This is a genomic window from Flavobacterium amniphilum (assembly GCF_023634845.1).
Taxonomy (GTDB): domain Bacteria; phylum Bacteroidota; class Bacteroidia; order Flavobacteriales; family Flavobacteriaceae; genus Flavobacterium; species Flavobacterium amniphilum.
In genome coordinates, this window is sequence record NZ_JAMLJL010000015.1 from 16,026 (window position 1) to 38,460 (window position 22,435).

Here is a 22,435-nt window from a genome sequence, read left to right on the forward strand (position 1 = left end):
ACTGTATTAATCTAATAATAAATTTGAAGGGTAAGTAAATGACAAATCTCCTGTACCAACGCCTATATCCTGGACATTGACTTTAAAAGTATTGCCTTTTGACTTTGAATGGTCTTTTTTGAATACCAACAATACATTAGTTGACTTCGACATCCCGTAAGTCCTCGGGGAATTGAAATCTAAAAACTGTAACGTATCTTTCCGGTTGGTAAGACAAACCAGTTTATGCATATTGAATGATAAATTATTCTGTATGGTATTGAATTCTTCTCTTGTCCTGGGAACCGTACTGAGAATTTCATTACCGTCTTTGGTATAAGTAAGAAGGAAATAGTAATAATCCTTGTATTTGTTCTTAAGTGAATCTTTAACCTCTTGTGAATTGTTTTTCAAAAGAGTTTGTTCCTGACTCACCATCAACTCGGCAGGCCGGTAAGTCAAGTCAACCTGTATCCCGTTAACCGTTTTAGCCTGTCTGTACCCATTGTCCGGATCATTAACATAAGATATCAGATCTTCTCCGTTATCAGGAAGACCATTCTTACAGGAAAACAAAAGCAAAACAATAAAAAAGAGGGAAATAACAAACTTTATTTTTTTCATACAACATCATTACCGTTCAAAATACAGAAAGCATACCTTTCTATTTCCAAACAGATTAACCGCATTTTTATCAGTAAATTCTTAATGTAAATTTTTCAAAATCAGTAGTAAAAGTAGTCGTAAATAATGAATTTCTAAAATTAACAGGGCAATTTATTTTTAAAGAACCGTGAAAAAATAATCAAAAAGAAAAAATTATATTTGCAGCCAAATTTACCCTCATGAAAAAATCATTCAGAAAAGTTGCTTCTTTCAACCTACAGGAAATGCTTATCGTATTGGCTATCATCGGAATACTTCTTTTGATTGCCCTTCCTAACCTTATGCCGTTAATCACCAAAGCAAAAAGTGTCGAGGCACAAACACAGTTGAAAGCTATTTTCAATGCCGAAAAGCAATACTTTTTCATGAATTCCAAATACAGTACCAGCCTGACCGAACTTGATTTTGAAACCCCAAAAACAGTAAAGGAGAGCGGAAGTGCAAATTACCACTACGAGATTCTTCAGGCTTCAAATACCGGATTCAAGGCTCGCGCAACGGCGGTTACCGATTTCAACGGAGACGGAACCTTCAATGTTTGGGAAATTGACCAAAACGGAAATCCGAAGCAAACCGTAAACGATTAATGTTTTTCGTTAAGATTTTCATACTCATTTGTTTCACGGGAATACTGCTCCAGGATTACAAATCCAGATATGTGTATTGGTTCTTGTATCCTTTGGCCGGAATTGCCGCGTTTGCACTCCAGTTTGAAAAAAACGGAATTGAAATAACGCTGTTAAACAGCGCTATAAACCTGGGATTCATCACCATATTCTTGCTGATTGCTTTCCTGTATGCGCACTTTATAATGAAGGTCAATTTCTTAAAGGAAGCATTTGGAATGGGTGACCTACTGTTTTTTATTTTTATTTCATTCGCTTTCGCACCCTTTTCATTCGTAATTCTTTTGGTTTTTTCATTGATTTTTTCACTGGCAATCCATTTTTTACTGAAAGAAAAACAAAAACAACATACTACAATACCGCTGGCTGGCTATATGTCGCTATTCTTTGGCACCATATACCTGCTGAGCTTTTTTACAAACCTGTCTGTAATTTATGCCTTTTAAAAAATGAAAGAGAACTTAATCCCTGTTGAACTGCTGCAGCTTGTATCTGTAGACCAGGCATACCATTACAGAATTTTACCTTTTAACAGAAAAGGGAACAAAATAACGTTCAAAACTGATGCAACTGATTTAGACCAGTTGCAGTCGGAGCTTGAAATCATTTTCGGACTGGAGGTTATTCTGGAAGAAGAATCTACCGAAACCATCAATAAAAACCTATCGTTAAACTACCGTAAAACAACTACCGATACGGTATCTGAAATGCATTATTCCACTGACTTCCTGGAAAAGATTTTAATGGAAGCCAAACAAATCGGAAGCAGTGACATCCACTTTGAACCTTTCGAAAAATCAGCCCGCATCCGCTTCAGACTGGACGGAAAACTCAAGGAGCAATACCTGATTCCTTCCGCCGAATATCCGGTGCTGATCAACAAAATCAAAATCAGGGCGCATCTTGATATTGCCGAAAAAAGATTACCGCAGGACGGAAGAATCACCATCAATACTGCCAATGAGGATTTTGATATCCGTGTTTCCGTACTGCCTTCGCTCCATGGAGAAAAAGTAGTACTGAGAATTTTAAGCCGCGATGCAAATCACATCAACCTGTCTTCGTTAGGGTTTACCGAAAACGAACTGTCGCTTTATACCGAAGCCATACGTAAACCGAACGGCATTCTCCTGATTTCAGGACCAACAGGATCGGGTAAAACGACAACCTTATATGCCACTTTAAAAGCGCTTAACCAACCCAATGTAAACATCCTGACCGTCGAAGACCCCATCGAGTACACGCTGGAAGGAATTACACAGGTACAACTGAAGGAAAACATCGGTCTTGATTTTGCCGCTACGCTGAGAACTTTTTTGCGTCAGGATCCGGACATTATCATGGTAGGGGAAATCCGTGACGCTGACACGGCAAACATGGCCATAAGGGCAGCCTTAACCGGTCACCTGGTTTTGTCAACCATCCATACGAATTCTGCCTGGGCCACCATCTCAAGATTAATCGATATGGGGATTCCGCCGTTTTTAATTGCCGGTACTTTAAACATGAGTATTGCACAGCGTCTGGTGAGACAATTGTGCAACCACTGCAAGGTGAAATCGGAGGTGTCAAAAGACATCTTCCCTAAAGGTTTCCAAATTCCGGCATCACTCACACACCACTACCAGGCCGTGGGCTGTGAACATTGCCACCAAACAGGTTATTCGGGACGAAAAGCGATATATGAAATCCTTCCGGTCACTACAGACCTCAGCAATGCCATTAAAGACAATCAGTTCTCAATTGACCAATATGTACAGGACAAGAATCTGGTTACGTTGCAAAAAAACGCAGTGGAACTCATCACTGACGGAACAACTTCAATCGACGAAGTTTTTTCATTACTCCTTTAATTAATTGAATTATATTTGCCGACTTTATACAAACCCTATGAAAAAGATTATCTGGCTTTTACTCTTGATTTCGAATCTGAATGTATTTTCTCAAGATGCTAGAATCCAAAATATAAAAAACAATATTGAAGCAATTACGGCTGACTCTCCGGGTCTGACCGAAAAAGTAAACATCAATATCAAAGAAACAACTTTGACCAGCTTCCTGTTGGCCGTTTCTGAAGTACACAAAATAAACTTAAGCGTATCACCGCAATTGAACCAAATCAGCATTGTAAACAACTTTACGGATGTGACGGTAGCAGATCTTTTGGTGTTTTTATGCAAGGAATACAACTTGAGCATCGACTTTACAGGAAACATCCTGTCTATAAAAGCTTACGAAAAGCCGGTGGAAAAACCGGTAGAAAAACCGATTCTTGTGGATTACAACGCTCAGGAAAACCTGCTTTCTGTCGATTTAAAGGAAGACAAATTATACGATGCTTTCAAAAGAATAATGGATGAAAGCGGCAAGAACCTGGTCTTTGCCCCCGGACTTGAAAACAAGTTACTGACCAGCTACATCAAAAACATGCCTTTTGAAGCGGCACTGAACAAAATTGCGTATGGCAATAACCTGTCTGTAACAAAATCCAAAGATAATTTCTATCTGATTGATGAACTGGAAGGTAATTATAACTTTGACCAGAATACGGAAAAAGGAAACACTACAGCTGCCAGACCAAACAAACCACAACGTTCGAGAAAATCAAATTTCTTCTTTAATGTGATCGATGCCGATAAGAAACTCCTGGAAGTTGACTTTGAAAACACACCGGTTTCCAACATCATCTATGACATCGGAAACGAATTGGGAATCGATATGTATATCTCAAACCCTATGGAAGGTGCGGGAACAGCAACCTTTAAGGCAAAAAACATCACGTTCGATAATTTACTGACTAAATTATTTGAAGGAAGAAGTCCTTCATCGTCAAATCAAACAGGTAGCGAAGACAGCTATAGCTTCAAAAAAAGTGGTTTACTATACTATTTCGGTTTAAAAAACCAACTGACATTAAGAAGTATCCGCACTGTGGCTCTTATGCACCGTTCCATCGAACTTTTGGGCAATCCCGGTTCTGATGGCAGAAGTTCCGGAAGAATCAGCAACAATTCCGGAAATTACACAAACTATTACGGAAACGGCAGTAACAGCCAGAGAAACAGCGACTCAAACAGCTCTTACAACACCAATACATCATACAACAACAATCAGAATTCGCAAAACTCGAATTACAACAGTTCTTCGGCATCATCAGGATCTTCTTCTACCTCATCTGAATCGGTATTGTCGATCGTTCCCGATGAAATCAAAAAGGATCTTGATATCAGGGTAGACAAAGAACTGAACAGTTTTATCGTAAGCGGACCTGAACTGAATATCGCACGCTTTGAATCGTTCGTAAAATACATCGATAAACCGGTTCCGGTAGTTTTAATCGAAGTAATGCTACTTGAAAACAACCGCAATTCAATAGTAGAATCAGGAATAAGTGCAGGTATTGGCGACAAACCGGTGGTCACGAAAGGAAGTATTTTTCCGGGTGCCGATATTACTCTTGGTGCCGAAACAATCAACAAGATCATTAATAATTTTGACGGCTTCGGATCGCTGAACATCGGAAATGTAGTGCCTAATTTCTACATGAGTCTGAAAGCACTGGAAGCTAACGGCAATGTCAAAATCAGATCAACTCCGAGACTTTCGACCTTAAACGGACACAAAGCCTTTTTATCAATCGGGGAAACGACTTATTATGTGGTGACCAACCAAAATTATTACGGTTCCCAGATTCCACAGGCTTCTGAAATCAAAAACTACCAGCCTGTTGATGCTGAATTATCGGTTTCAATAATGCCGCTGGTTTCCGGTGACGGACAAATCACCATGGACATCAAAGTGATCCAGTCAAGCTTCAACGGACAAAAAGTAGACAAAGATGCGCCTCCGGGAATCAACTCAAGGGAATTTACTTCAATTATCAGGGTAAAAGACCAGGATTTGGTAGTATTGGGCGGTTTGGAAGAAAAAGTAAAAAATGACTCCGGATCAGGGGTACCGTTACTTTCGAGGATTCCAATCATCAAATGGTTCTTCAGCTCCAGAAAAAGAGAAGATTCAAAGAAAAAATTAACGGTATTAATCAAGCCAACTGTTATTTATTAATGAAAGCTGACGGGTTAAAAAAAAGTTTGCTTGGCAAAAAGTATACGGGTATAGAGCTATTTTCTTCTGATGCACAGGAGAAAATAGCCATACTGGATGTGATACAGAAAAAAGACGAATTGTCGATCGTAAAAGAAGATTTACGGACTTTCAATGAAACTACTTTAAACTGCCTGGACAACAAAACACCTCATTTCTTAACGGTCAACACAAATCTGGTGATCCAAAAGGAAGTGGGAGAAAATGACCCGAACGATACCAAACTGCTCCAGAAGCATTTTCCCAATCTGAATTTCAGCGAGTTCTATTACCAGATATGGCGCCTGCAAACGAAAAGTATTATTTCCATTTGCAGAAAATCACATATTGAGGAAGTCCTGACGGCATTCCGCAAAAACAATATTCCGGTAATCAACCTGAGTCTTGGTAACTCTAATATGCATCTGATCCGTAAATATTCGGAGGTAAACAGCATCACTACAAACATCCACACGGTTGCCTTTACCGGCAATGAAAACATACTGACTAAAACAGTTAATACAGTTTCGGTTTTACACCATTTAAACGGACTGGAAATCAGAAACTCACAATTGTTATCTTTTGCAAGTATTCTGGGGTATTTGTCCGGAACTGCTAATTCGGGGGAATTACAACTTAAAAACAACGAACTGGAAGACAGCTTCCTTCAAAACAGACTGTTCAGAAAAGTACTGACGGGATCGGTCTATTTCCTGTTGATTATCCTGTTGGTGAACTTCATGGTTTTTAATAGTTTTTTCAAAGCTAATACCGAACTCGACAAACAAATTGAAAGCGCAAATTCTTCCAATCAGAACACAACACAAATCAAGAAAAGAATAGCACAAAAGGAACTTTTCATCGAAGAATATTTCCACAATGCAACCGCAAAGAAATCAGGCAAAATAGCCACCATCACCCGAATGGTTCCGGCCACAATTTCACTGACAACACTGCATTTCAACCCGAAGGAAACCAAAAACGAAGATCCTTCCGCTCTTGTCTTTGAAGAAAACAGCATCAGCATTTCAGGAACTTCAAACAATACCGCCGATTTCACTAAATGGATCGGTAAACTGGAAAGCCTGGATTTCATCAAAAAGGTCAACATTTCCAAATACGGTAAAAACGAGGAAAACAAAACGCTTTTCGAACTAAAAATAGGAATAGATGAAAATAAACAATAAAAATAAAATCCTTTTTTTGGGCGTTTTCACGGTCTTTTATCTGGCGTATTATTTTGCTGTTTCAAAGACAATGGATTCCTATAATGAAAACAAAGAGAAGAAAAAACGGGTGGATAATTCACTGGGCGGACTTTCAGTTCAGCAAATGCTCCTGAAGGAAAAACAGGCCGATGAACTAATCAGACAATACAAAATTACAGGAACAAAGAAGGAGAACTTCCAGAATTTCCTGCTCAATGAAATCGACAGACTATGCCGCGAAACTAAAATCAACATCCATGATTTTAAAGAACCGGCCGAAACAAAAGAGAGCAAAAATTCTTTCTATTACATCCTGACAGTTGAAGGAAAATTCAACAACACGCTCAAGTTCATCAACAAACTGGAGAACAACCACAATGTGGGAAAAATAAAAAGCATCGCTTTCTCAAAACTAACCGATTATAATACTAAAAGCGAAAAGTTATATACCGAGATTGCTTTGTTGAATTAATTACCAAAACCATATTTATTTTACAATTTATATCGTTTGGCAACCTCAGCACTTTTGCCTGTTTTCATATTCGGCTCATTTCTCAAATAGGCATCCCCGATAGCGCAAATTCATAATCCTTACTATCGTTTCTCTACGGAAACAAATCAATCTCCTGCTTGTTCAAAATCTCATTCATACTGAAACCTGCCTTTAATAGCTCTGCTGTATCCGTTACTTCTTCATAATACATGGGACGCACACCTTCAGGTTGATCCTCTGAATATACTATTTTGAAAAATTTATTAAGATTGGAGTAATAAAAACCTTGAGGACCAGTTCCGCCATTGGCTCTGTATTTTGTCCCATTTATATAATAAGAAAAGTAATTTGGCGGATGTTTCCCCCATCTTTCACGGGCCACATATTTACCGATAGTAACCTTTTCTTTTTCACCTACCTCTACCTTGCAGTAATCTTTTTCCTTAACAAACATAAGCACAATAATCACTAAAAGACAAGCTACTATTTTATCAGTTTTTTTATTCATAATTCCGTTTTTACTTTTGCAAACTTTACCGTAATGAAATAAAGATTCTTAATTCATGCTCTTGGAAATTGTCCAGAAGAGATATTAAAAGATTCACTATTTCGCTCTCAGTACTCTCCAGTTGAGTCACATCAACAGACACTAACTGACTTCTGAACAAAGTCACATCGTTAACTTCCCACTCATCCTGATCGTACCAGCCACCTTCAGTAGTGTTATAGATCGAAAAAAGAGTATTGGGCAAATGCATGTAATCCTGAATTCGAATGGCTTTGATAAGATTACCAAAATAGCTTTCCCACATCCTGACGGTAACAACCTCATTCCCGTTAACAAATGAAAGCACAATCTCGTCTTCTCCTTCAAAGCCGCTATAAAAATCAACTATTCTCATTTTATGTTCACTACTCTGTTATTCACAATATGTGTAAAAGATTAGTCTTCCGGATCAGCTGCCCGTAATCCTCCGCCATCGTTTTCCTCATGCCATGAAAAATCACGTATGGCAACACCTAATGCCGACACTTCCATCAAAAATTCATTGCCGGTGCTTTCATCAACTTCAAGACGCAAAATCACCACCTCAAGATTACAAAGACTATTCGCAAGCGGCGCTGCCTTATCAATCCCATAACCGGTAAATTCTTTCAAAATACTGATCAGTTTCATTTTATAAATTTGATCAGCACTTCCAAAAAGTTCTATAGTATGTACCATTGCCGAAAATTTATTTAACGAATAAAAAATCTAATTTATAAACAAAAGTCTTCATCCTCCGGATAAAACTACTTTTGTCAATGAACAGTTGACCATTAACCTTTTTGATTGATCTGCTGTTAAAAATAAAAGAGACTTCGACATCGAAAGCAATTTTACGCAACACCGTAACTTTTGATGTATATTTTATTCTCATTTCTTGTCCGGGTCCAACCTGAGACAAACTAAAATACTTGGATCCCCCCAATTCCAAAGCGTTTTCTCCCAGAACTATTTTCTCATAAGAACCGCCTAAAATTGACTGCTCTTCTTTGGAAAGATCAGCAAAATAAAGAGCCTCCCCGGAAATATTTTTAAAAATGAGTACAAACTCATCTTCATCAATCTTTTCCGCTTTTAATGAAAACGTCCTTTCTCCTTTTATGCTTTGAATTGTATCCAGACAACTATTTTGCGAAAATGCAGCTGTCACAGACATAAAAACAAGCGCTAAAAGCATTATAAGATTTATCATTTTCATCATTTTTTCCGCTGCTTTTCAATTTTCATGAAAGAAGCCGCTGCCATTGTCGTATGATTACCTGTACTATAATACAGATGAACAAAACATTCGCCTCTTTTATGCTTTACTTTTTCTACTGACACCTTCCGGAAAACATATTTCTGCTCAATACCGTCTACCGTCAGAAACTTCCCCCGTTTGAAATAAAACACAATCAATTTTGGTGTAGCTTCTTTTTTAAAATACAACTCACCTTCTTTATTGAACAAATATTCTTTTGGCTCATCCGTTTCATAAAAGACACATGCCTTTTGGGGTTTTAAGGATTTGTCAACTTTGAATGTTATCATGTCAAACTCCTGAGGCAATTGCCATCCCAAAAAGGAAACTGCAATCAACATTAAAAATGTTATTTTAAAACCGGTTTTCATATATCAATAAGCAACAAATCCTTCCTCAGCATCATAATAATACTTAGGAGACATCTTTTTTTTCTTTTTTAAATATTCCTGTTGTGATATATGATCAACATCTTCCTGATATTCATCAAAATACACATTGATTAAACGGTACTCAATTTTATTCTTTTCATCTTTAGTCTTAACAAGTATCCGGTATTCATCGCCAACAACTTCAACCACATCAAGAACAAGGGCCAAAGAATTAGTATCATCTAAATCTATACGGATAAACTTTGACTCATAAGCGTCGCACTCACTCAGGTAAAATTTACCAGTCAGTTTTTCATTGTAATCATAATCACTGAAAATAGGCTGACAATCAACAAAGAACAGGAGCGGCAACAGCAAAAAAATCTTTTTTATGTTTTTCATTTTAGTTCTATTCATTATTTAAGAATTCATTTTTATATTTTTCAAAACGCTCCCATAAACCTGATTTGTAATCCCGAATGGCACTTCAGTCAACACGAAAAAGATCACCTTCTTTATACCTGTATGCCACTTCAAATGTATTGCCTCTTAAATGATGGATCAAGACAAACCCATCCTTTTTAATTTTAAAATCACTACAGTAAAATACATGCAGCAATCGTCTATAGGGAATGTATATCCCAACAATCTTACAAAATTCTGGTGAGGCTGGAAGAAAAGCACTATAATTATTCTCCAGCACCAGAAGTCGCATCTCCTCCTTATTGATTACAACCCTATCAAAATTTTCAAGCACTTTAAAATCGGCTAACTTTGGCATACCCAAAGCTTCCACAACGCTATCCTCATGAAGATCCAACACAACATTCATAATTTCCTCATCAAAACCATTCATGCTATAACCCGGCGTGACTTTATAAATCCGTTGGTTGATTTTTGCCCCATCCACAAGTGAATCATTCTTATATATCAATTTCAAACGGGAATCGGTAACATCCAGAAAACGGTCAGGATTCATTCTGTTTAATTTTCCGGGCTTGTGTTCAGTATAAACCACAGTATCCTTTAAAACCATGGCAGTATCCTTTTTAATTGGTTTATTATGGTTAGTTTCAGACTTCTTTTGTCCATTATCCGAACATGAAATAACAAAAACAGGAAGAATTAAAAAAAACAACTTCATATCTGGTCTTTAATAGGGTGTGCAAGTGCAAAAAACATTATTTGGATTATCATCAACCAAAACTAAGCAAACAATTCTAAACAATAAACTACAAACAATAAACTACAAACAATAAACTTCCTACAATTTAAAAACCTCCTGTTAAAGTAATAGATATAGTACTCTTATAGTACTGGCATACCACTAAAATATACAGTCAGATTATTGAATAATTAAATACACAGACATCTGAAAAGTCCTGTCTCTCCGGAAACCGACTTTATAACATTCAACTTTACAAACAAAAAAAGTCTCTTTAAACCCTTTAATCTCCCTACCTTTCGATCCCCATATAAAGCAATAGATATAGCGTGGATATAGCACTGTTGTAGCACTGTTATAGTACTAATATACCACTAAAATGTACAATCAGATTAATGGATTATTAAATACACAGACTTCTGAAAAGTCCAGTCTTTCCGGTAACGGACTTTATAACATTCAACTTTACAACTTTACAAACAAAAAAAGCCTGACTGTACAGTCAGGCTTTTACTTTGCAGAGAGGAAGGGAGTAACTCCGTTTTTCCCTTAAAAAGATAAAAGACACAAAGTAAAAGCCAATAGCTTTTTCAAAGCTGTCTCCTTTTTTGTTCCCTGAATGCTTCTGAAAGTAAAACTTTCATCACATTCCGGGAACAAAAAAGCCTGACTGTACAGTCAGGCTTTTACTTTGCAGAGAGGAAGGGATTCGAATTAATTAATTTAAACTGAATTCAATTTTATAAATTTTAATCAAAATATGTAATAATTACAGCAAATAAAAGGCTTTAAAGGGTTTTTAAAAATTAATTCCTGTTAAGTGAAAATAAAGTCAATTCAGCTTTCGTCGGACAAAAGTCGGACAAATATTTTGCAATACCAATCCTACAATTTATATTTGCTGCAACTAAAAACCAAAAATGGCAACCATCAAATTTTCAATTCGGGGAAATAACAACCCAACCAAAATATACATCCGATTTGTAGCGAACAGAGAAACAGACATTAAACTGGCAACTCCTTTGGTTGTCAATCCGACTTACTTTAATCCTTCAAATGGAAAAATCAGAAAGATTTCGCAATTCGCAGAAAGAGACAGTCTTCAAAACCAGTTGGACACCTTAGAATACTACATCATCAATAAATACAACGAAGGCACAACCAAAGGCGATATAATCAATAAAGATTGGTTAACTGACTGTCTGAACTTACACTTCAATAAATTCGAAAAGAAAGACGCTAATTTCCTCTTGAATTATTGTGACATTTATATTGAAAAACTAGGATTAAAAACCAATGACAGAACCGGCGAACTCGGAACATCAAAAACCACAATTACTAAATACAAAACAATCAAATTAAAAATACAGGGATTTCAAGAATACAAACGACACAAGTACAAACTATCGGAAGTCGATTTAAAATACAGAAATGATTTTCTTAAGTATTTGCTTGAAGTAGAAAAGCTAAGCCGAAATACAGCAGGACGTTACATAAAGTTTTTAAAAACCATTTGCTTAGATGCTCAAAAGTCTGGCTATACAGTTAGTCCACAACTTCAACAGATAAAAGGTTTCAGCGTTCAAATTGACAAAACCTACCTCAACTGGGAAGAATTAGCTAAAATTGAAGACGTCGATTTAAAAGAACCTCATCTACAAGATGCAAGAGACTGGCTTTTGATTGGTTGCTACATCGGGCAACGTGCCGGAGACTTATTGCAATTGACCAGTCAAAACATTAAGCAAATAGGCAATTTGGATTTCATCGAATTGATCCAACAAAAAACGAAGAAAAGAGTTTCTATCCTTATACATAATAAAGTAAAAGACATCCTTAATAAACGAGATGGAAACTTCCCTCCCATTTACAGCCAAAACATAGACAGTTCGAAGACAAAGTTCAACTTATACATAAAAGATGTTTGTAAAGAAGCCAAATTGGATGAGATAATTTCAGGAGCAAGAATCAACCCTGATACTTCCCGAAAAGAAAACGGTGATTTCCCAAAATGGGAATTGGTAACTTCTCACATTTGCCGACGTTCTTTTGCAACCAACTATTATGGAGATATCCCAACTGGTTTACTGATGAATGTAACAGGACACAGCACCGAAAAAGAATTTCTAAATTACATTGGAAAAACTGCTATCGATTACGCACAACAAATGGCAATGTATTGGAATATTCAAAGTCAAAAGCAAGAAAAGGAATCGGTTTTGAGGATTGCTAAGTAAACTAAGCTTTACTTTTAATTGCAATGGTATTGCAATTCTAGATACAAATCATTGCAATTCCAGATTAAGTCAAATTTAAACCAGTTGCAACTGGTTCCACAACTTAGTTGCAAACTGTTTAAATGTAATAAGAAAAGCTTGTTTCAGACACGCTTTGACTATCTTTTTTAAACTAACACCTAAGCATCTTTTTCTCTATACTCTAGTAACCTTTCTGCAATTTGCGTGTCAGTAATTTTCTTTTGGCTAAATTCTTCAACTAATTCTTGAGCCAAATTTAACGGAAATAAATTCTCATAAGTAATACCGCCAATTTCCACAATTAATCTATTAGGCATTTTTTCTGCATCAAAAAATATGATCTCTGAACCTAATCCTAATTTATCAACCATGTAAATATCAACCAAATCATATTCAATATCTGGCAAACTTTCATTGACAAAGCTTTCTGCCTCTTCAAAACTTTTCAAATGTTTTACTAATTCAACTATGTTCATCTTCAAATTATTATTTTTTATAAATATAGTTATTTATTCCAAATATGCATTCCCCCAACACCCCCAGGGTGCAATGTTTCCCAATATATAGAACCTGTCGTATGTTGTGTTTTAGGCACTAATTGCATTACTCCAGCTCCAACGTCATGATGCCAAACCCAATTAGTGGGGGATTTACCTAATATATTTCCAGTTGCTGAACGTGGCACAGTAACGCCTAAATTAGACATTGAATTAGAAAACGCGACATCAGAAGCCATTGCATCGCTTAGAGAAGTATTAGCTGCCTTAAAATGAGAATAATAACTACCTCCTGGAAACAATTCACTCGATAATGTTGTTTCATAAGCTACCGAATAAACCGAACCACTAGCCTCTACAGATGTTTTAGCAGCTGTCCCAAACAAACCATTCCACGCATAACCTAATCCTTTGAAAGCCCAGCCCCAAGAGAAAAAAGGCGAAGTAAAATTCATATCATTAGCAGCTCCAGACGCACGTTCAAAAGGCTTTATAAGAGATAAAGATGATATCTTTGTACCAGCACCTGTTGTAAAACTCATCAGGGTTGTTGCATATAGAGTATTACCTTGTCCATCAGTAACTGAACCATTAGCATTTAAATTATAAGAATACGAGCCATCTGTAGCTGAAATATTTAAGGATGCATTCACTGCTGTGACTCCCTCATAACCCGCTGCCTTTGCTTGTTCCTCAGTATCAATACTAGAGTTATAAGAAATTTTCTTTTCTCCATCAATTACTTGTGTTATCCATCCATCTGCTTGCATTCCATCAGGATCAACAAAATACATTGGATTATTATAAGCATAGTTATACGGTGTCCACCTACGTGAATTTTCAGCTTTTGGGTCTATATTCATCCATCTACCTATCGCCGAATCATAATTCCTAGCACCATAATCGTACATGTTCAGCCCCAGTTCGTCTTGCAGCTCTTTTCCGTTATACTTATACTTATAACTTGTATTCTCTGTATAATTATATCCATCATGCTTTAATCCTAAAGGATAGTAATTATTTTCCTCTACAATATAAGGCGTTCCACTTGCGTCTCCTGCATAGGTTACCCGTACGTCACCTAAATGGTCTATATAATTATAATGGTAAACATAATTCCCACCTTCCTTCTTGACATAACCTTCCGTATGCGGAACAAGTTCCAACACGTTGTTTAGATACTGAAAACCTCCTAAAAGGTAGTCCGTTTTATCCACAGTAGCAACCAGATCAGCACATACTTGGCCTAAACCACCACCTGAGCCACTGCAGGCCACAGGAACAAACTTATGATGCGACACTTTTTTGTTTACTTTCCTTCCCGTAGAATCATAAACATAATCAATTGAAGGGTTTTTAAAGGTACTGAATTCAATTCGTACCGGCAAATTCAAATGATTGTAAGTAATTTTACTGATGCCTTTATTCTGGTCTTTAATCATGTTCCCGTTGGCATCATATGTATAATCAACAGCATCATTGACTCCGTCACTGTCAGTATCCATACTTTCATTAAAACCTTCACTCCAACCACTGCTGTCGGTCACTTTTGACAATCGGTTTTTGTTATTGGAATCGTATGTATAAATAAGATTATCAATTTCGTACTCATATCCTTCCTCCTCAAATGAATTACGGTTCAACGATAGTATATTCCCGTTTTTATCATAGTTCAGATGTTCTTTATAGGAATTCAGTATGTTAACATTTCCCGGCCTGGAGTAATCCGCCTGTAACAAACGATTCAAATGATCGTAGCTATACACATACTTACGTAATTGATCGTCATTGTAAGTACGCCAGTATGTCTCGGAGATGTTGCCGTTGAAAAGCGCTTTAGTATTGTCGGTCGGATCGTTGTAACTGATTTTAAAGGAAAACAAATCGTCTTTGGTACCCAAATCATTGCTGATCAACCCGTCGGTATCATTGATCGATTTCAGCCAGCCTCTGATATTATACTGGTAGTCTACTTTCTGCAAAGAAGTGTAACTTGTAGCGCTTCCGCCCACTTTCTTACCAACCAATTGGCCCAGTTTATCGTAACTGTTATCGGCCAATAACTGTACATCACCACCGTCTATCTGATGTGTGTGTAATTTCAATCGGTCCTGATCGGTATAGGTAAAGGTATCGGTGGTCACGATCTCGGTATCGCTGGCTTTACGTTTGTGGCGTGTAATGGTATATAAATTTTTACCTATAAAGTCCAGCTTGCTGTCCACTTCGGTATATCCGCCCAAATAATTGTCGGTATGGGTGCGGATAGGACGGCCTTTCTTGTCATAGAGTGTATATGACAATTCGCCCAATGTTTCCGTTGGGATTGTCAGGATTCTGACCCAACTTCCCGTTGGCATTCCTTTCACGGCAGTTTCAACATCTTGTCCTTCAATCTGACCCGGTGGAGTAGGGGCTCCGGCATAACTGTAGTTATCATAATAATTCTTACTCAGTATACGATTTGTAGTTAATGTAAATACATTATCCCCGTTGTTCATGTCAGTTTGGTAATCATAACGCGAATTCATATCCATCGGGAGCTCAATCCAGCCGGTCTGGGTAGGTCTTCCGTATACATCATACTGGGTCACCATCGACCCGCTTGTACCCGTTCCCCATGGTGACAGGGCTGGTCCTGTAGCAATAGGTCGGTCCTGTAAATCATACACAATAAACTCCCATTGTTTGCCCGGCAGTTTCTTCGACACCAAGCGGTTACGGTTGTCATACTGGTACTGATAGCACAGTCCGTTAAGGGTTGTGCTGTCATAAGCGGCATTGGCCAATGGCGGAATCACATACGCTAAATTTCCAAACTGGTCATACACATAGTAGGTTTCATGCGCCACATTATTGTTAAAGGTTCGTTTCAACACCACTTTACCGGCTTTGTCCTTGAACTCCTGTGTGGTATGGTTGTTCCCTGATACCCAGTTTTCGTCCTTGGTTATGCTTAGGTACAGTGTATTAGCCGCGTAGTTCTCAGTTTGAGTCAATGTATTTGTATACGCCAATAATGAACTGTTCCAGCTGGCGGTAGCCTTGAAGAGTTTCACAGCGTTGTTGCCGTTAGCTTCATTGGTACCGTACTCAAATTTAATTTCATGGCCTGAACCCATCTTCCAGGCTTCGCCCGGCGCGGATTGTTTCAGCACACGGTCAAGTGGTGAGGCTTCCAACAGTTTCTCACTGTAAGCCACCTTTGTCGTATCTCCGTTAGCAAGGGTTTTATAATAGTCGCTTTGGGTCGTTAGTGCACTGCTTAAATAATCCAGTGTTGACACTCCGGATACAAACGGTAAATAATCTTTCACCGGTCTGCCATACGCATCATACTCGATGTGGGTCACGATATTCTGGCCCGTATTGCTCATCGCGTTATCCACTTTCTGGATCGGTCGGCCCAGTCCGTCAAAATAAGTGACAGTTGTTTGTGGCAATGTATTGTCAGGACCTCTGTAGGTCGTGGCTTTGGTATAATTCTGGTTGGTGCTTTGCGCTAAGGCAAATCCCGGTACCAACAATAGTAATATCAGTTTTTTCATCTTGCCTTAGTGTTTGAAGTTTTGGTCGAATGCCTTGATCACGTTGTTGTCATTGTCCTTAATCTGTTTCAGACGGTGCAAATCATCATACTCGTAAGTCGTCTTTTTCCCGTTCGGGTCATACATTCGGACAAGTAAATTTGTGATCGGCTCATATTCAAACACGCTCACTTGTGCATTCGGGTATTGCCCGATGAATGCCAGGGCATCTGCAATACTGTTAGTATTCGGATCCAGTGTTCCGGTAAAGTTCTCAATCTTGGCGATTACCTGGTTATTGGCATTGTACAGGTACTTGATTTTTACACCGCCTGTCAATGACATTAGGGTTGGATTTCCTTTGCTGTCATACTGTTCAAAAGCGGCACGTTCTTCTATTAGCTGTGTCCCTTTGGCGGTATAGATTTTCTCGGGCACTACTTTAGTAATGGAAAGTTTTTTATAAGTAGTACGTTTCTTGGTCAATGTCTCCGAATTATCAGATTGTTTTACCTCAATTGGTGCAGCAATATTGTTTTGTGCCAGCATCAAAGCATAAGCAGCCTTCTGATCGGTTGTCAGTCCGCTTAAGGTTTCATACTGATTCACATAAATGCTCTCACTGTTTTGTGTTGTACCATCACTATTGGTCGTGGTGACTTTGATTGGCATTCCTCTTAAAGTTCCATATTCAAAAGTTTGGGTACTGGTAATCTTCTTGTAAGATGCTTCTAGTTGTTCTTGGGTAGGAAAATCATTAGGATCTTCAAATTCTGTTGGTTCGTGTGCAATGAGCGTTGCAGGGACAGGATCAATGTAGTTAACTTCTTTCTGCGCTGTTTTTTTAAACCCATAAGAATTAGTATAATAATAACTAATCCAGTAATTGGACAAAGCCCTACCATTAGAACCTCCCGCTTGGGTACATTCTACACTAATATCGCTTAGAAATTTACTCCCTTTTAAATTGTATTTTTTATAAGTAACCAGATTGGAATAATCATACGTCACTTCTTTTACTTTTTTCTTTGTTCCGTTGAAATTTGAAAATATTTTTTCTTTAATAACTTGACCTCTTAGAGGATTAGGATTTGAAATTGGATTATTTTCTGTAAAAATCAATTCTGAACTTCCAGCAAATTCATTTATGTTTACTGGTATTATTCTTTCTCCAGGCAAAGAATCTGCCAGAGCAAAAGTTTTTTCAATTCCACCCTGTTCAAAATTATCACCACCATAACTTACCGTTACACAATTATAATCACGCATAGATCGAACTAATGTATTGTCTAAAAAGTTCATATCTGAATTTAGTGTTTCTGTTTTAACCATAATATCCACTGTACTTAATCCTGGATATCCAATAACGGTATAAACTTGGCAAAGTATAATATATCCTCCATGTTTAACAGGATTATGAAAGGTAAATGAATTAAAATTCAGATCATCAATTTTATGGTAAGGCTTATAAAAATATCTTTTTATAACAGGATCAACACTTACTAAATCATAATTCTTAGTTCTCTTCAAGCGTACTCCATAACCTGTTGGAGCATGATAATCTGTATGCAATTTAAATGAGACCATCCCTCTTGCACTATAATTAGGACTAGCTGTAATCGAAGGGATTAAATCCATTTCAATTTTATAATCATGTCCTTCTTTAAATTCATATGGAAAATAAATAGCTTGTCCAGTTTGTTTCTCAACTGTTGAAACAACAGTACCGTTCAGCTTTTCTATTATCTTCACTTTAACCTTAAAAGCCCTGAAATCAGAAGGATAAGGAAGTGCTTCATATGAAGTGTTACAAGAAAGATTAATTACAACTTCTTGATTATATTTTACCGTTTCAATTATTTGAGAAAAATGCTGGTTTTGGTCATCAATATAAACACCCGGTAATTCATCGTGCATTTTTTGATATGCCCCATTTATAAAAATGCCTTCACCGTCTAAAGCTCCTGTTCCGTTATAATAAGTATCTAAGTCGTAAGAAGTATACTTTGGCTCCAAATAAGGCTGTGACTCATACTCAAACTCAGAATATCCTTTAGTAGGATAGATCACTTTTTTTAACACACTTTACTTGCAAATTCAAAGTTAGATACTCTGTCAGGGTTACCATTTTGATTTTCAAAAGCAAAACGGGGATATAAATTAACATTAAGTGCATTATTAAAATAGCCTAAAATATCTTTCGAATATGAATTTATCAAGGGAAGAGCCGTTGGGTCATTATACTCAAAAATATAGGCTTCTCTTTTAGCATCCATGTTACTTATATGATTATTAAAATCAACCTTGGTAAGGAAAAAACGGTGCAAATTCAATGGAGATAAACCAGTATACTCAAAGCTGGCTTTTTGAAAAACATTACTTCCTTTAAAATATTCAATTGATTTCAGTACTTTCTTAAAACTCACCGCACTATCATATAAATCCCTGTTAAATAAAACATAATCTCCAGTCTCAGGACTGTAGATTTTTTTAACCATTTTCTCATTGACTATATAATGTTGTGTCATGGAGTCTCCAAAAGAAGTAGTTGTATCTGATTGAGGCAATCCGGGGCATGCCTGTTGCTCATTTCCATCTAGGGAAAGTAAAGTACCTTCATTAATTTCTTTTTTTACCTTAAAGTAATTAATACTTATTGGCACACTATGGGAAGCTGTGGTTTCATAATCCAACAATATAGTTCCGTTAAGTGGATGCTCAATTTTAAACAAGTAAAATGAAGTGATTCCACCTATTGCGTTAATATCCGCATTACCGTTATTGCGCACCATCATTGCAGAATCTTCCGAAGCAGATGTTCCTCCAAAATAATATTTCACACCATCAGGTGCGGTAATCATAAACGTTTTTCCAACACGTAATCTCTCACGTTTATCGGTTTGGCCCCCCACAATTTCAATAAGCAGTTCTTGATCATCTTTGGTCAATACCGGATCAAAAGTATCATTCAAGAAAAACGATCCTGAATACCCTAAAAAGTTAAAGCTGAAAAGATCATTTTCTTTATCGAGATTTTTATTATCGATAATAGCTCTTAACTGTTGGGCTTCAGTACTACAGTCCTCCCCATTCAAATTCATTACCTGAAGAAGTGACAACGTAAGTCTATCTACTTCTTCGTCAGGTTGTCCTTTGATTTCACGGCCGATGACTCCACCAGCATTCAGTGTCCAGTTGATTCCTACTTGAGTAGGTATATCATTAACTTTTACCCCTGCACCGTAATAATTCACACTCACAGGTACACTCAGCATTCCGACTTTGTATTCAAAAACAGGAACATTCAGATTCACTTTCCCATTGAATTCGTCAATTGGAACATCCCCGTACTTGGTCATAGCAAAAGTCTCAGGTGCTGGAGGAGTTGATTTAGGCAAAAAAGATGTATTATTATCCGCATCCTGTTCTGTTTGCGAATACACTGTGGTCATACCTACTAAAAGCACGGCCCACAAAAATATATGGATTTTTTTCATCTTACTTCTTTAAAATTTTAACGGCCTGGGTTCCGTTGTTTGTACTCACATTGATCAGGTACACACCCTGTGGTAAATTAGTCAGGTTGAACGGGATTTCCGCTTCGCCTTTCAGTTCCTTCACCAGCAACTGTCTGCCGCTGATATCATACAACGTTGCCGTTCCGCGCTCGTACTCAAAATCAATCGACACATTGGTCACGTTCATCGTCGGGTTAGGGTACGCACTTAAAATCTTCTCGATCTTCTCCTTTTTCGTGTTTTTCAATTTCACCACCCAGTAGTCGTTGCCGCCTATTTTGTTGTTCTTGTCTCTCGATTTCTCTCCGTTTGAAGTTCCGGCCAGTAAATAACCACCGTCTTCCGTAGGAATAACTTTCTTCAGTACTTCATCACCACGGCTGCCTACCGCCTGTGACCATAGTTCCTTTCCTTTCGGATCGATTTCAAGTGCGATATAATCGTTGATGCCTTCTTTCTCTTTACTGATACGGACGCCTTTTCCGTTGTCTTTAAGTTCGCTTTGCGCAAAACCGCCCAATAATATCTTCCCGTCAGCTGTTTCGGTCATGCTCGACAAGACGTCCTTCGAACCGAAGTTGTAGGTTTCCTGCCAATCGGTAGTACCTTCGGCATCGAGTTTCACCAACCAAAAATCGCTTCCTTGTGTATTGGCTTTGCTCTTGTTGCTGTTCTTGGCTGCGCGGTTGCCTGTTCCGTTAGTCTCTTGTCCGGAGTTTCCGCCTATTACAAATCCGCCGTCATGGGTCCGGATCAAACTCACCAGCACATCATCACCGGTACCGCCCAGCGTCTGTTGCCAGATGATTTCACCTGTACCGTTCACTTTTAGTATCCAGTAATCACCCAGACCGATCGGATTGGTATTCTTATCACCTGATTGGGTCGAGTTGGAATAACCGCCCAGTAAATATTCATTGTTAGCCAAAGGCTGTATCACTTTGAGTTCGTCCTGGAACTTTCCGCCCAATGTTTTCTGCCAGGTCACATGCCCGCCTGCATCCAGTTTCACCATCCAGAAATCCAAGCCACCTCTCGATGCTTCTTTCTTCAAGTTCGCAGCAATGTTTCCGTTCACATCGGCTTTGCTTTTTGGGGAACTCGACGAACCCGCAATCGCATAACCGCCATCCGTAGTTTGTACAATACTGCTCAGTTTTTCCTGTCCGTTACCGCCAATGGTGTTCTGCCATTGGATGGCACCGCCGCTGTCAATCTTTACGATCCAGTAATCGGTCGAACCCTGGCACACATGGATCTTGTCACCGGTCTTGCACGATGATGAGATACCCGCAAGAATATACCCGCCGTCTGAAGTGGCTTTCACCGACTGCAGTAAGTCCATATTAGACCCGCCATAGCTCTTCTGCCAGATCAGATTATTATTGGCATCCATCTTGCATACCCAGTAATCCAGGTCCCCATTGTTGGCCTGGTTCATGTTCCCGGTACGGTTGGACGAAGTACTTCCGGCAATTAAAAATCCGGAATCCAAAGTGGGGATCGCATCAAACAGATACTCCTGGCGGTTACCGCCAAGCGCACTCTGATAATCGACTGATTGTTCTTGTGCCCTAATGTTTGAAAAAGGGCATAGAGAAGTAATGAGTAGCATTAACATACTACCCCTTCGTAAATGTTGCATAAGAGAAGAGATTGGTTACTTTGAAATTGTAAAATCAATTTTGAAAAAATAGTGTTTTACATTTCAATGCAAGATTACAACATTTAACGAATATAAAACAATCACCTATTTTAATGATTTTTAATTTTATTTGTACGTATAAATACTGAATATCTAAATGTAACAGGATTTTTTTTACTTTGAAACGATAAAACGAAAAACTCCAAAGACATGGCTTCGGAGTTTTTCGTTTTAAATAGATTTAACCTTTTATTAGAATATTCATAACCTATTCTTCACTTCCTCTACCCGCAATTATTTTTTTAGCCTTTTCAATTTCTTCTAAAAGCTCTTTATCTTCTTTCAGTTCCTTTTTTAATTCCTTCGAAGCGATATTATCGAGCAATTCAATCTTGCTATCCAACGCAACCCAATTTACATCTAAACCTGTTGCATTTTGAATGTATTGACTTTGGATATTTGCCAATGATTCTTTAATACTTTTTTTACTCATCTTTAATTTTTTTAATGTGTGTTATTTAAATATAATTTAAGGTTATTTCTATATAAGTAAATAGTTTATCAAAAATTTTACAAAAAAAGTCTCCTAAAGCATTACTTAAACCGTCTAGA

At 37.7% G+C, this 22,435-nt stretch carries 21 protein-coding genes; 7 read left to right on the forward strand and 14 right to left on the reverse strand.

The annotated features are described in order from the left end of the window. Positions 1-6: 6 nt before the first annotated feature. Positions 7-603 (reverse strand): hypothetical protein, encoded by a 597-nt coding sequence (locus tag NAT51_RS15345; RefSeq protein WP_250600194.1) that lies wholly within the window; start codon positions 601-603, stop codon positions 7-9. 221 nt (positions 604-824) lie between these two features. On the opposite strand from NAT51_RS15345, the gene NAT51_RS15350 reads away from it, so the two are divergent. Genes NAT51_RS15350 through NAT51_RS15375 form a run of 6 tightly spaced genes read left to right on the forward strand, consistent with a single transcriptional unit; the run spans position 825 to position 7,034 of the window. Beyond that, positions 825-1,232 (forward strand): type IV pilin protein, encoded by a 408-nt coding sequence (locus NAT51_RS15350; protein ID WP_250600196.1) that lies wholly within the window; start codon positions 825-827, stop codon positions 1,230-1,232. Further along, positions 1,232-1,717: a general secretion pathway protein gene (locus NAT51_RS15355; protein WP_250600198.1), complete on the forward strand. Its 486-nt coding sequence runs from the start codon at positions 1,232-1,234 to the stop codon at positions 1,715-1,717. Before NAT51_RS15350 ends, NAT51_RS15355 begins: the two co-directional genes overlap by 1 nt. A 3-nt stretch (positions 1,718-1,720) precedes the next feature. Beyond that, entirely contained in the window at positions 1,721-3,124 is a 1,404-nt protein-coding gene (locus NAT51_RS15360) for a GspE/PulE family protein (protein WP_250600200.1), read from the forward strand. Between the two features lie 37 nt (positions 3,125-3,161). Beyond that, a complete protein-coding gene (locus NAT51_RS15365) occupies positions 3,162-5,336 on the forward strand; it encodes a type II secretion system protein GspD (RefSeq protein ID WP_250600202.1) in 2,175 nt (724 codons plus the stop codon). Between the two features lie 26 nt (positions 5,337-5,362). Continuing rightward, positions 5,363-6,541: a hypothetical protein gene (locus NAT51_RS15370; RefSeq protein ID WP_250600204.1), complete on the forward strand. Its 1,179-nt coding sequence runs from the start codon at positions 5,363-5,365 to the stop codon at positions 6,539-6,541. Next, positions 6,525-7,034 carry a hypothetical protein gene (locus tag NAT51_RS15375; protein ID WP_250600206.1) on the forward strand — a complete coding sequence of 170 codons (510 nt, stop codon included), beginning with the start codon at positions 6,525-6,527 and terminating at the stop codon, positions 7,032-7,034. Before NAT51_RS15370 ends, NAT51_RS15375 begins: the two co-directional genes overlap by 17 nt. A gap of 133 nt (positions 7,035-7,167) precedes the next feature. On the opposite strand, the gene NAT51_RS15380 is transcribed toward NAT51_RS15375, so the two are convergent. The 7 genes from NAT51_RS15380 to NAT51_RS15410 form a co-directional block, all read right to left on the reverse strand. Continuing rightward, on the reverse strand, positions 7,168-7,563 hold the full coding sequence (locus NAT51_RS15380) for a hypothetical protein (protein WP_250600208.1): 396 nt from the start codon (positions 7,561-7,563) through the stop codon (positions 7,168-7,170). A 25-nt stretch (positions 7,564-7,588) separates the two neighbouring features. Continuing rightward, on the reverse strand, positions 7,589-7,957 hold the full coding sequence (locus tag NAT51_RS15385; RefSeq protein ID WP_250600210.1) for a hypothetical protein: 369 nt from the start codon (positions 7,955-7,957) through the stop codon (positions 7,589-7,591). A 41-nt stretch (positions 7,958-7,998) separates the two neighbouring features. Then, a complete protein-coding gene (locus NAT51_RS15390) occupies positions 7,999-8,280 on the reverse strand; it encodes a hypothetical protein (RefSeq protein ID WP_250600212.1) in 282 nt (93 codons plus the stop codon). A 10-nt stretch (positions 8,281-8,290) separates the two neighbouring features. Then, a complete protein-coding gene (locus NAT51_RS15395) occupies positions 8,291-8,803 on the reverse strand; it encodes a hypothetical protein (RefSeq protein ID WP_250600214.1) in 513 nt (170 codons plus the stop codon). Beyond that, positions 8,800-9,183: a hypothetical protein gene (locus tag NAT51_RS15400; protein WP_250600216.1), complete on the reverse strand. Its 384-nt coding sequence runs from the start codon at positions 9,181-9,183 to the stop codon at positions 8,800-8,802. Before NAT51_RS15400 ends, NAT51_RS15395 begins: the two co-directional genes overlap by 4 nt. 33 nt (positions 9,184-9,216) lie before the next feature. Further along, complete coding sequence (locus NAT51_RS15405) at positions 9,217-9,615, reverse strand: hypothetical protein (RefSeq protein WP_250600218.1); 399 nt, start codon at positions 9,613-9,615, stop codon at positions 9,217-9,219. Between the two features lie 85 nt (positions 9,616-9,700). Next, positions 9,701-10,357, reverse strand: coding sequence for a hypothetical protein (locus NAT51_RS15410; protein ID WP_250600220.1), 657 nt, complete (start codon positions 10,355-10,357; stop codon positions 9,701-9,703). Positions 10,358-11,298: 941 nt separating this feature from the next. Between NAT51_RS15410 and NAT51_RS15415 the strand changes: the two genes are divergently transcribed. After that, the gene (locus tag NAT51_RS15415) at positions 11,299-12,615 is read left to right on the forward strand and encodes a phage integrase SAM-like domain-containing protein (RefSeq protein WP_250600222.1); all 1,317 of its coding nucleotides are present in this window, start codon (positions 11,299-11,301) and stop codon (positions 12,613-12,615) included. A gap of 179 nt (positions 12,616-12,794) precedes the next feature. Here NAT51_RS15415 and NAT51_RS15420 read toward each other — a convergent pair whose 3' ends face one another. The 6 genes from NAT51_RS15420 to NAT51_RS15445 form a co-directional block, all read right to left on the reverse strand. Next, positions 12,795-13,112, reverse strand: coding sequence for a hypothetical protein (locus tag NAT51_RS15420; RefSeq protein WP_250600224.1), 318 nt, complete (start codon positions 13,110-13,112; stop codon positions 12,795-12,797). A 29-nt stretch (positions 13,113-13,141) separates the two neighbouring features. Beyond that, on the reverse strand, positions 13,142-16,681 hold the full coding sequence (locus NAT51_RS15425) for a DUF6443 domain-containing protein (RefSeq protein WP_250600226.1): 3,540 nt from the start codon (positions 16,679-16,681) through the stop codon (positions 13,142-13,144). A 6-nt stretch (positions 16,682-16,687) separates the two neighbouring features. Continuing rightward, complete coding sequence (locus NAT51_RS19755; RefSeq protein WP_250600228.1) at positions 16,688-18,730, reverse strand: RHS repeat domain-containing protein; 2,043 nt, start codon at positions 18,728-18,730, stop codon at positions 16,688-16,690. A gap of 5 nt (positions 18,731-18,735) precedes the next feature. Beyond that, positions 18,736-20,157, reverse strand: a complete 1,422-nt coding sequence (locus NAT51_RS15435) for a hypothetical protein (protein ID WP_250600230.1) — start codon at positions 20,155-20,157, stop codon at positions 18,736-18,738. Between the two features lies 1 nt (position 20,158). Then, positions 20,159-21,823, reverse strand: a complete 1,665-nt coding sequence (locus NAT51_RS15440; RefSeq protein WP_250600232.1) for a T9SS type A sorting domain-containing protein — start codon at positions 21,821-21,823, stop codon at positions 20,159-20,161. A 268-nt stretch (positions 21,824-22,091) separates the two neighbouring features. Continuing rightward, positions 22,092-22,316 carry a hypothetical protein gene (locus NAT51_RS15445; protein ID WP_250600234.1) on the reverse strand — a complete coding sequence of 75 codons (225 nt, stop codon included), beginning with the start codon at positions 22,314-22,316 and terminating at the stop codon, positions 22,092-22,094. Between the last annotated feature and the right edge of the window lie 119 nt (positions 22,317-22,435).

What these genes read in the sequence shown, in the direction of transcription:
- NAT51_RS15345 (WP_250600194.1), bottom strand. Translation starts at nt 603, where the DNA reads ATGAAAAAAATAAAGTTTGTTATTTCCCTCTTTTTTATTGTTTTGCTT.
- NAT51_RS15350 (WP_250600196.1), top strand. Translation starts at nt 825, where the DNA reads ATGAAAAAATCATTCAGAAAAGTTGCTTCTTTCAACCTACAGGAAATG.
- NAT51_RS15355 (WP_250600198.1), top strand. Translation starts at nt 1,232, where the DNA reads ATGTTTTTCGTTAAGATTTTCATACTCATTTGTTTCACGGGAATACTG.
- NAT51_RS15360 (WP_250600200.1), top strand. Translation starts at nt 1,721, where the DNA reads ATGAAAGAGAACTTAATCCCTGTTGAACTGCTGCAGCTTGTATCTGTA.
- NAT51_RS15365 (WP_250600202.1), top strand. Translation starts at nt 3,162, where the DNA reads ATGAAAAAGATTATCTGGCTTTTACTCTTGATTTCGAATCTGAATGTA.
- NAT51_RS15375 (WP_250600206.1), top strand. Translation starts at nt 6,525, where the DNA reads ATGAAAATAAACAATAAAAATAAAATCCTTTTTTTGGGCGTTTTCACG.
- NAT51_RS15380 (WP_250600208.1), bottom strand. Translation starts at nt 7,563, where the DNA reads ATGAATAAAAAAACTGATAAAATAGTAGCTTGTCTTTTAGTGATTATT.
- NAT51_RS15385 (WP_250600210.1), bottom strand. Translation starts at nt 7,957, where the DNA reads ATGAGAATAGTTGATTTTTATAGCGGCTTTGAAGGAGAAGACGAGATT.
- NAT51_RS15390 (WP_250600212.1), bottom strand. Translation starts at nt 8,280, where the DNA reads ATGGTACATACTATAGAACTTTTTGGAAGTGCTGATCAAATTTATAAA.
- NAT51_RS15395 (WP_250600214.1), bottom strand. Translation starts at nt 8,803, where the DNA reads ATGATGAAAATGATAAATCTTATAATGCTTTTAGCGCTTGTTTTTATG.
- NAT51_RS15400 (WP_250600216.1), bottom strand. Translation starts at nt 9,183, where the DNA reads ATGTTGATTGCAGTTTCCTTTTTGGGATGGCAATTGCCTCAGGAGTTT.
- NAT51_RS15405 (WP_250600218.1), bottom strand. Translation starts at nt 9,615, where the DNA reads ATGAAAAACATAAAAAAGATTTTTTTGCTGTTGCCGCTCCTGTTCTTT.
- NAT51_RS15410 (WP_250600220.1), bottom strand. Translation starts at nt 10,357, where the DNA reads ATGAAGTTGTTTTTTTTAATTCTTCCTGTTTTTGTTATTTCATGTTCG.
- NAT51_RS15415 (WP_250600222.1), top strand. Translation starts at nt 11,299, where the DNA reads ATGGCAACCATCAAATTTTCAATTCGGGGAAATAACAACCCAACCAAA.
- NAT51_RS15420 (WP_250600224.1), bottom strand. Translation starts at nt 13,112, where the DNA reads ATGAACATAGTTGAATTAGTAAAACATTTGAAAAGTTTTGAAGAGGCA.
- NAT51_RS15425 (WP_250600226.1), bottom strand. Translation starts at nt 16,681, where the DNA reads ATGAAAAAACTGATATTACTATTGTTGGTACCGGGATTTGCCTTAGCG.
- NAT51_RS15435 (WP_250600230.1), bottom strand. Translation starts at nt 20,157, where the DNA reads ATGAAAAAAATCCATATATTTTTGTGGGCCGTGCTTTTAGTAGGTATG.
- NAT51_RS15440 (WP_250600232.1), bottom strand. Translation starts at nt 21,823, where the DNA reads ATGCAACATTTACGAAGGGGTAGTATGTTAATGCTACTCATTACTTCT.
- NAT51_RS15445 (WP_250600234.1), bottom strand. Translation starts at nt 22,316, where the DNA reads ATGAGTAAAAAAAGTATTAAAGAATCATTGGCAAATATCCAAAGTCAA.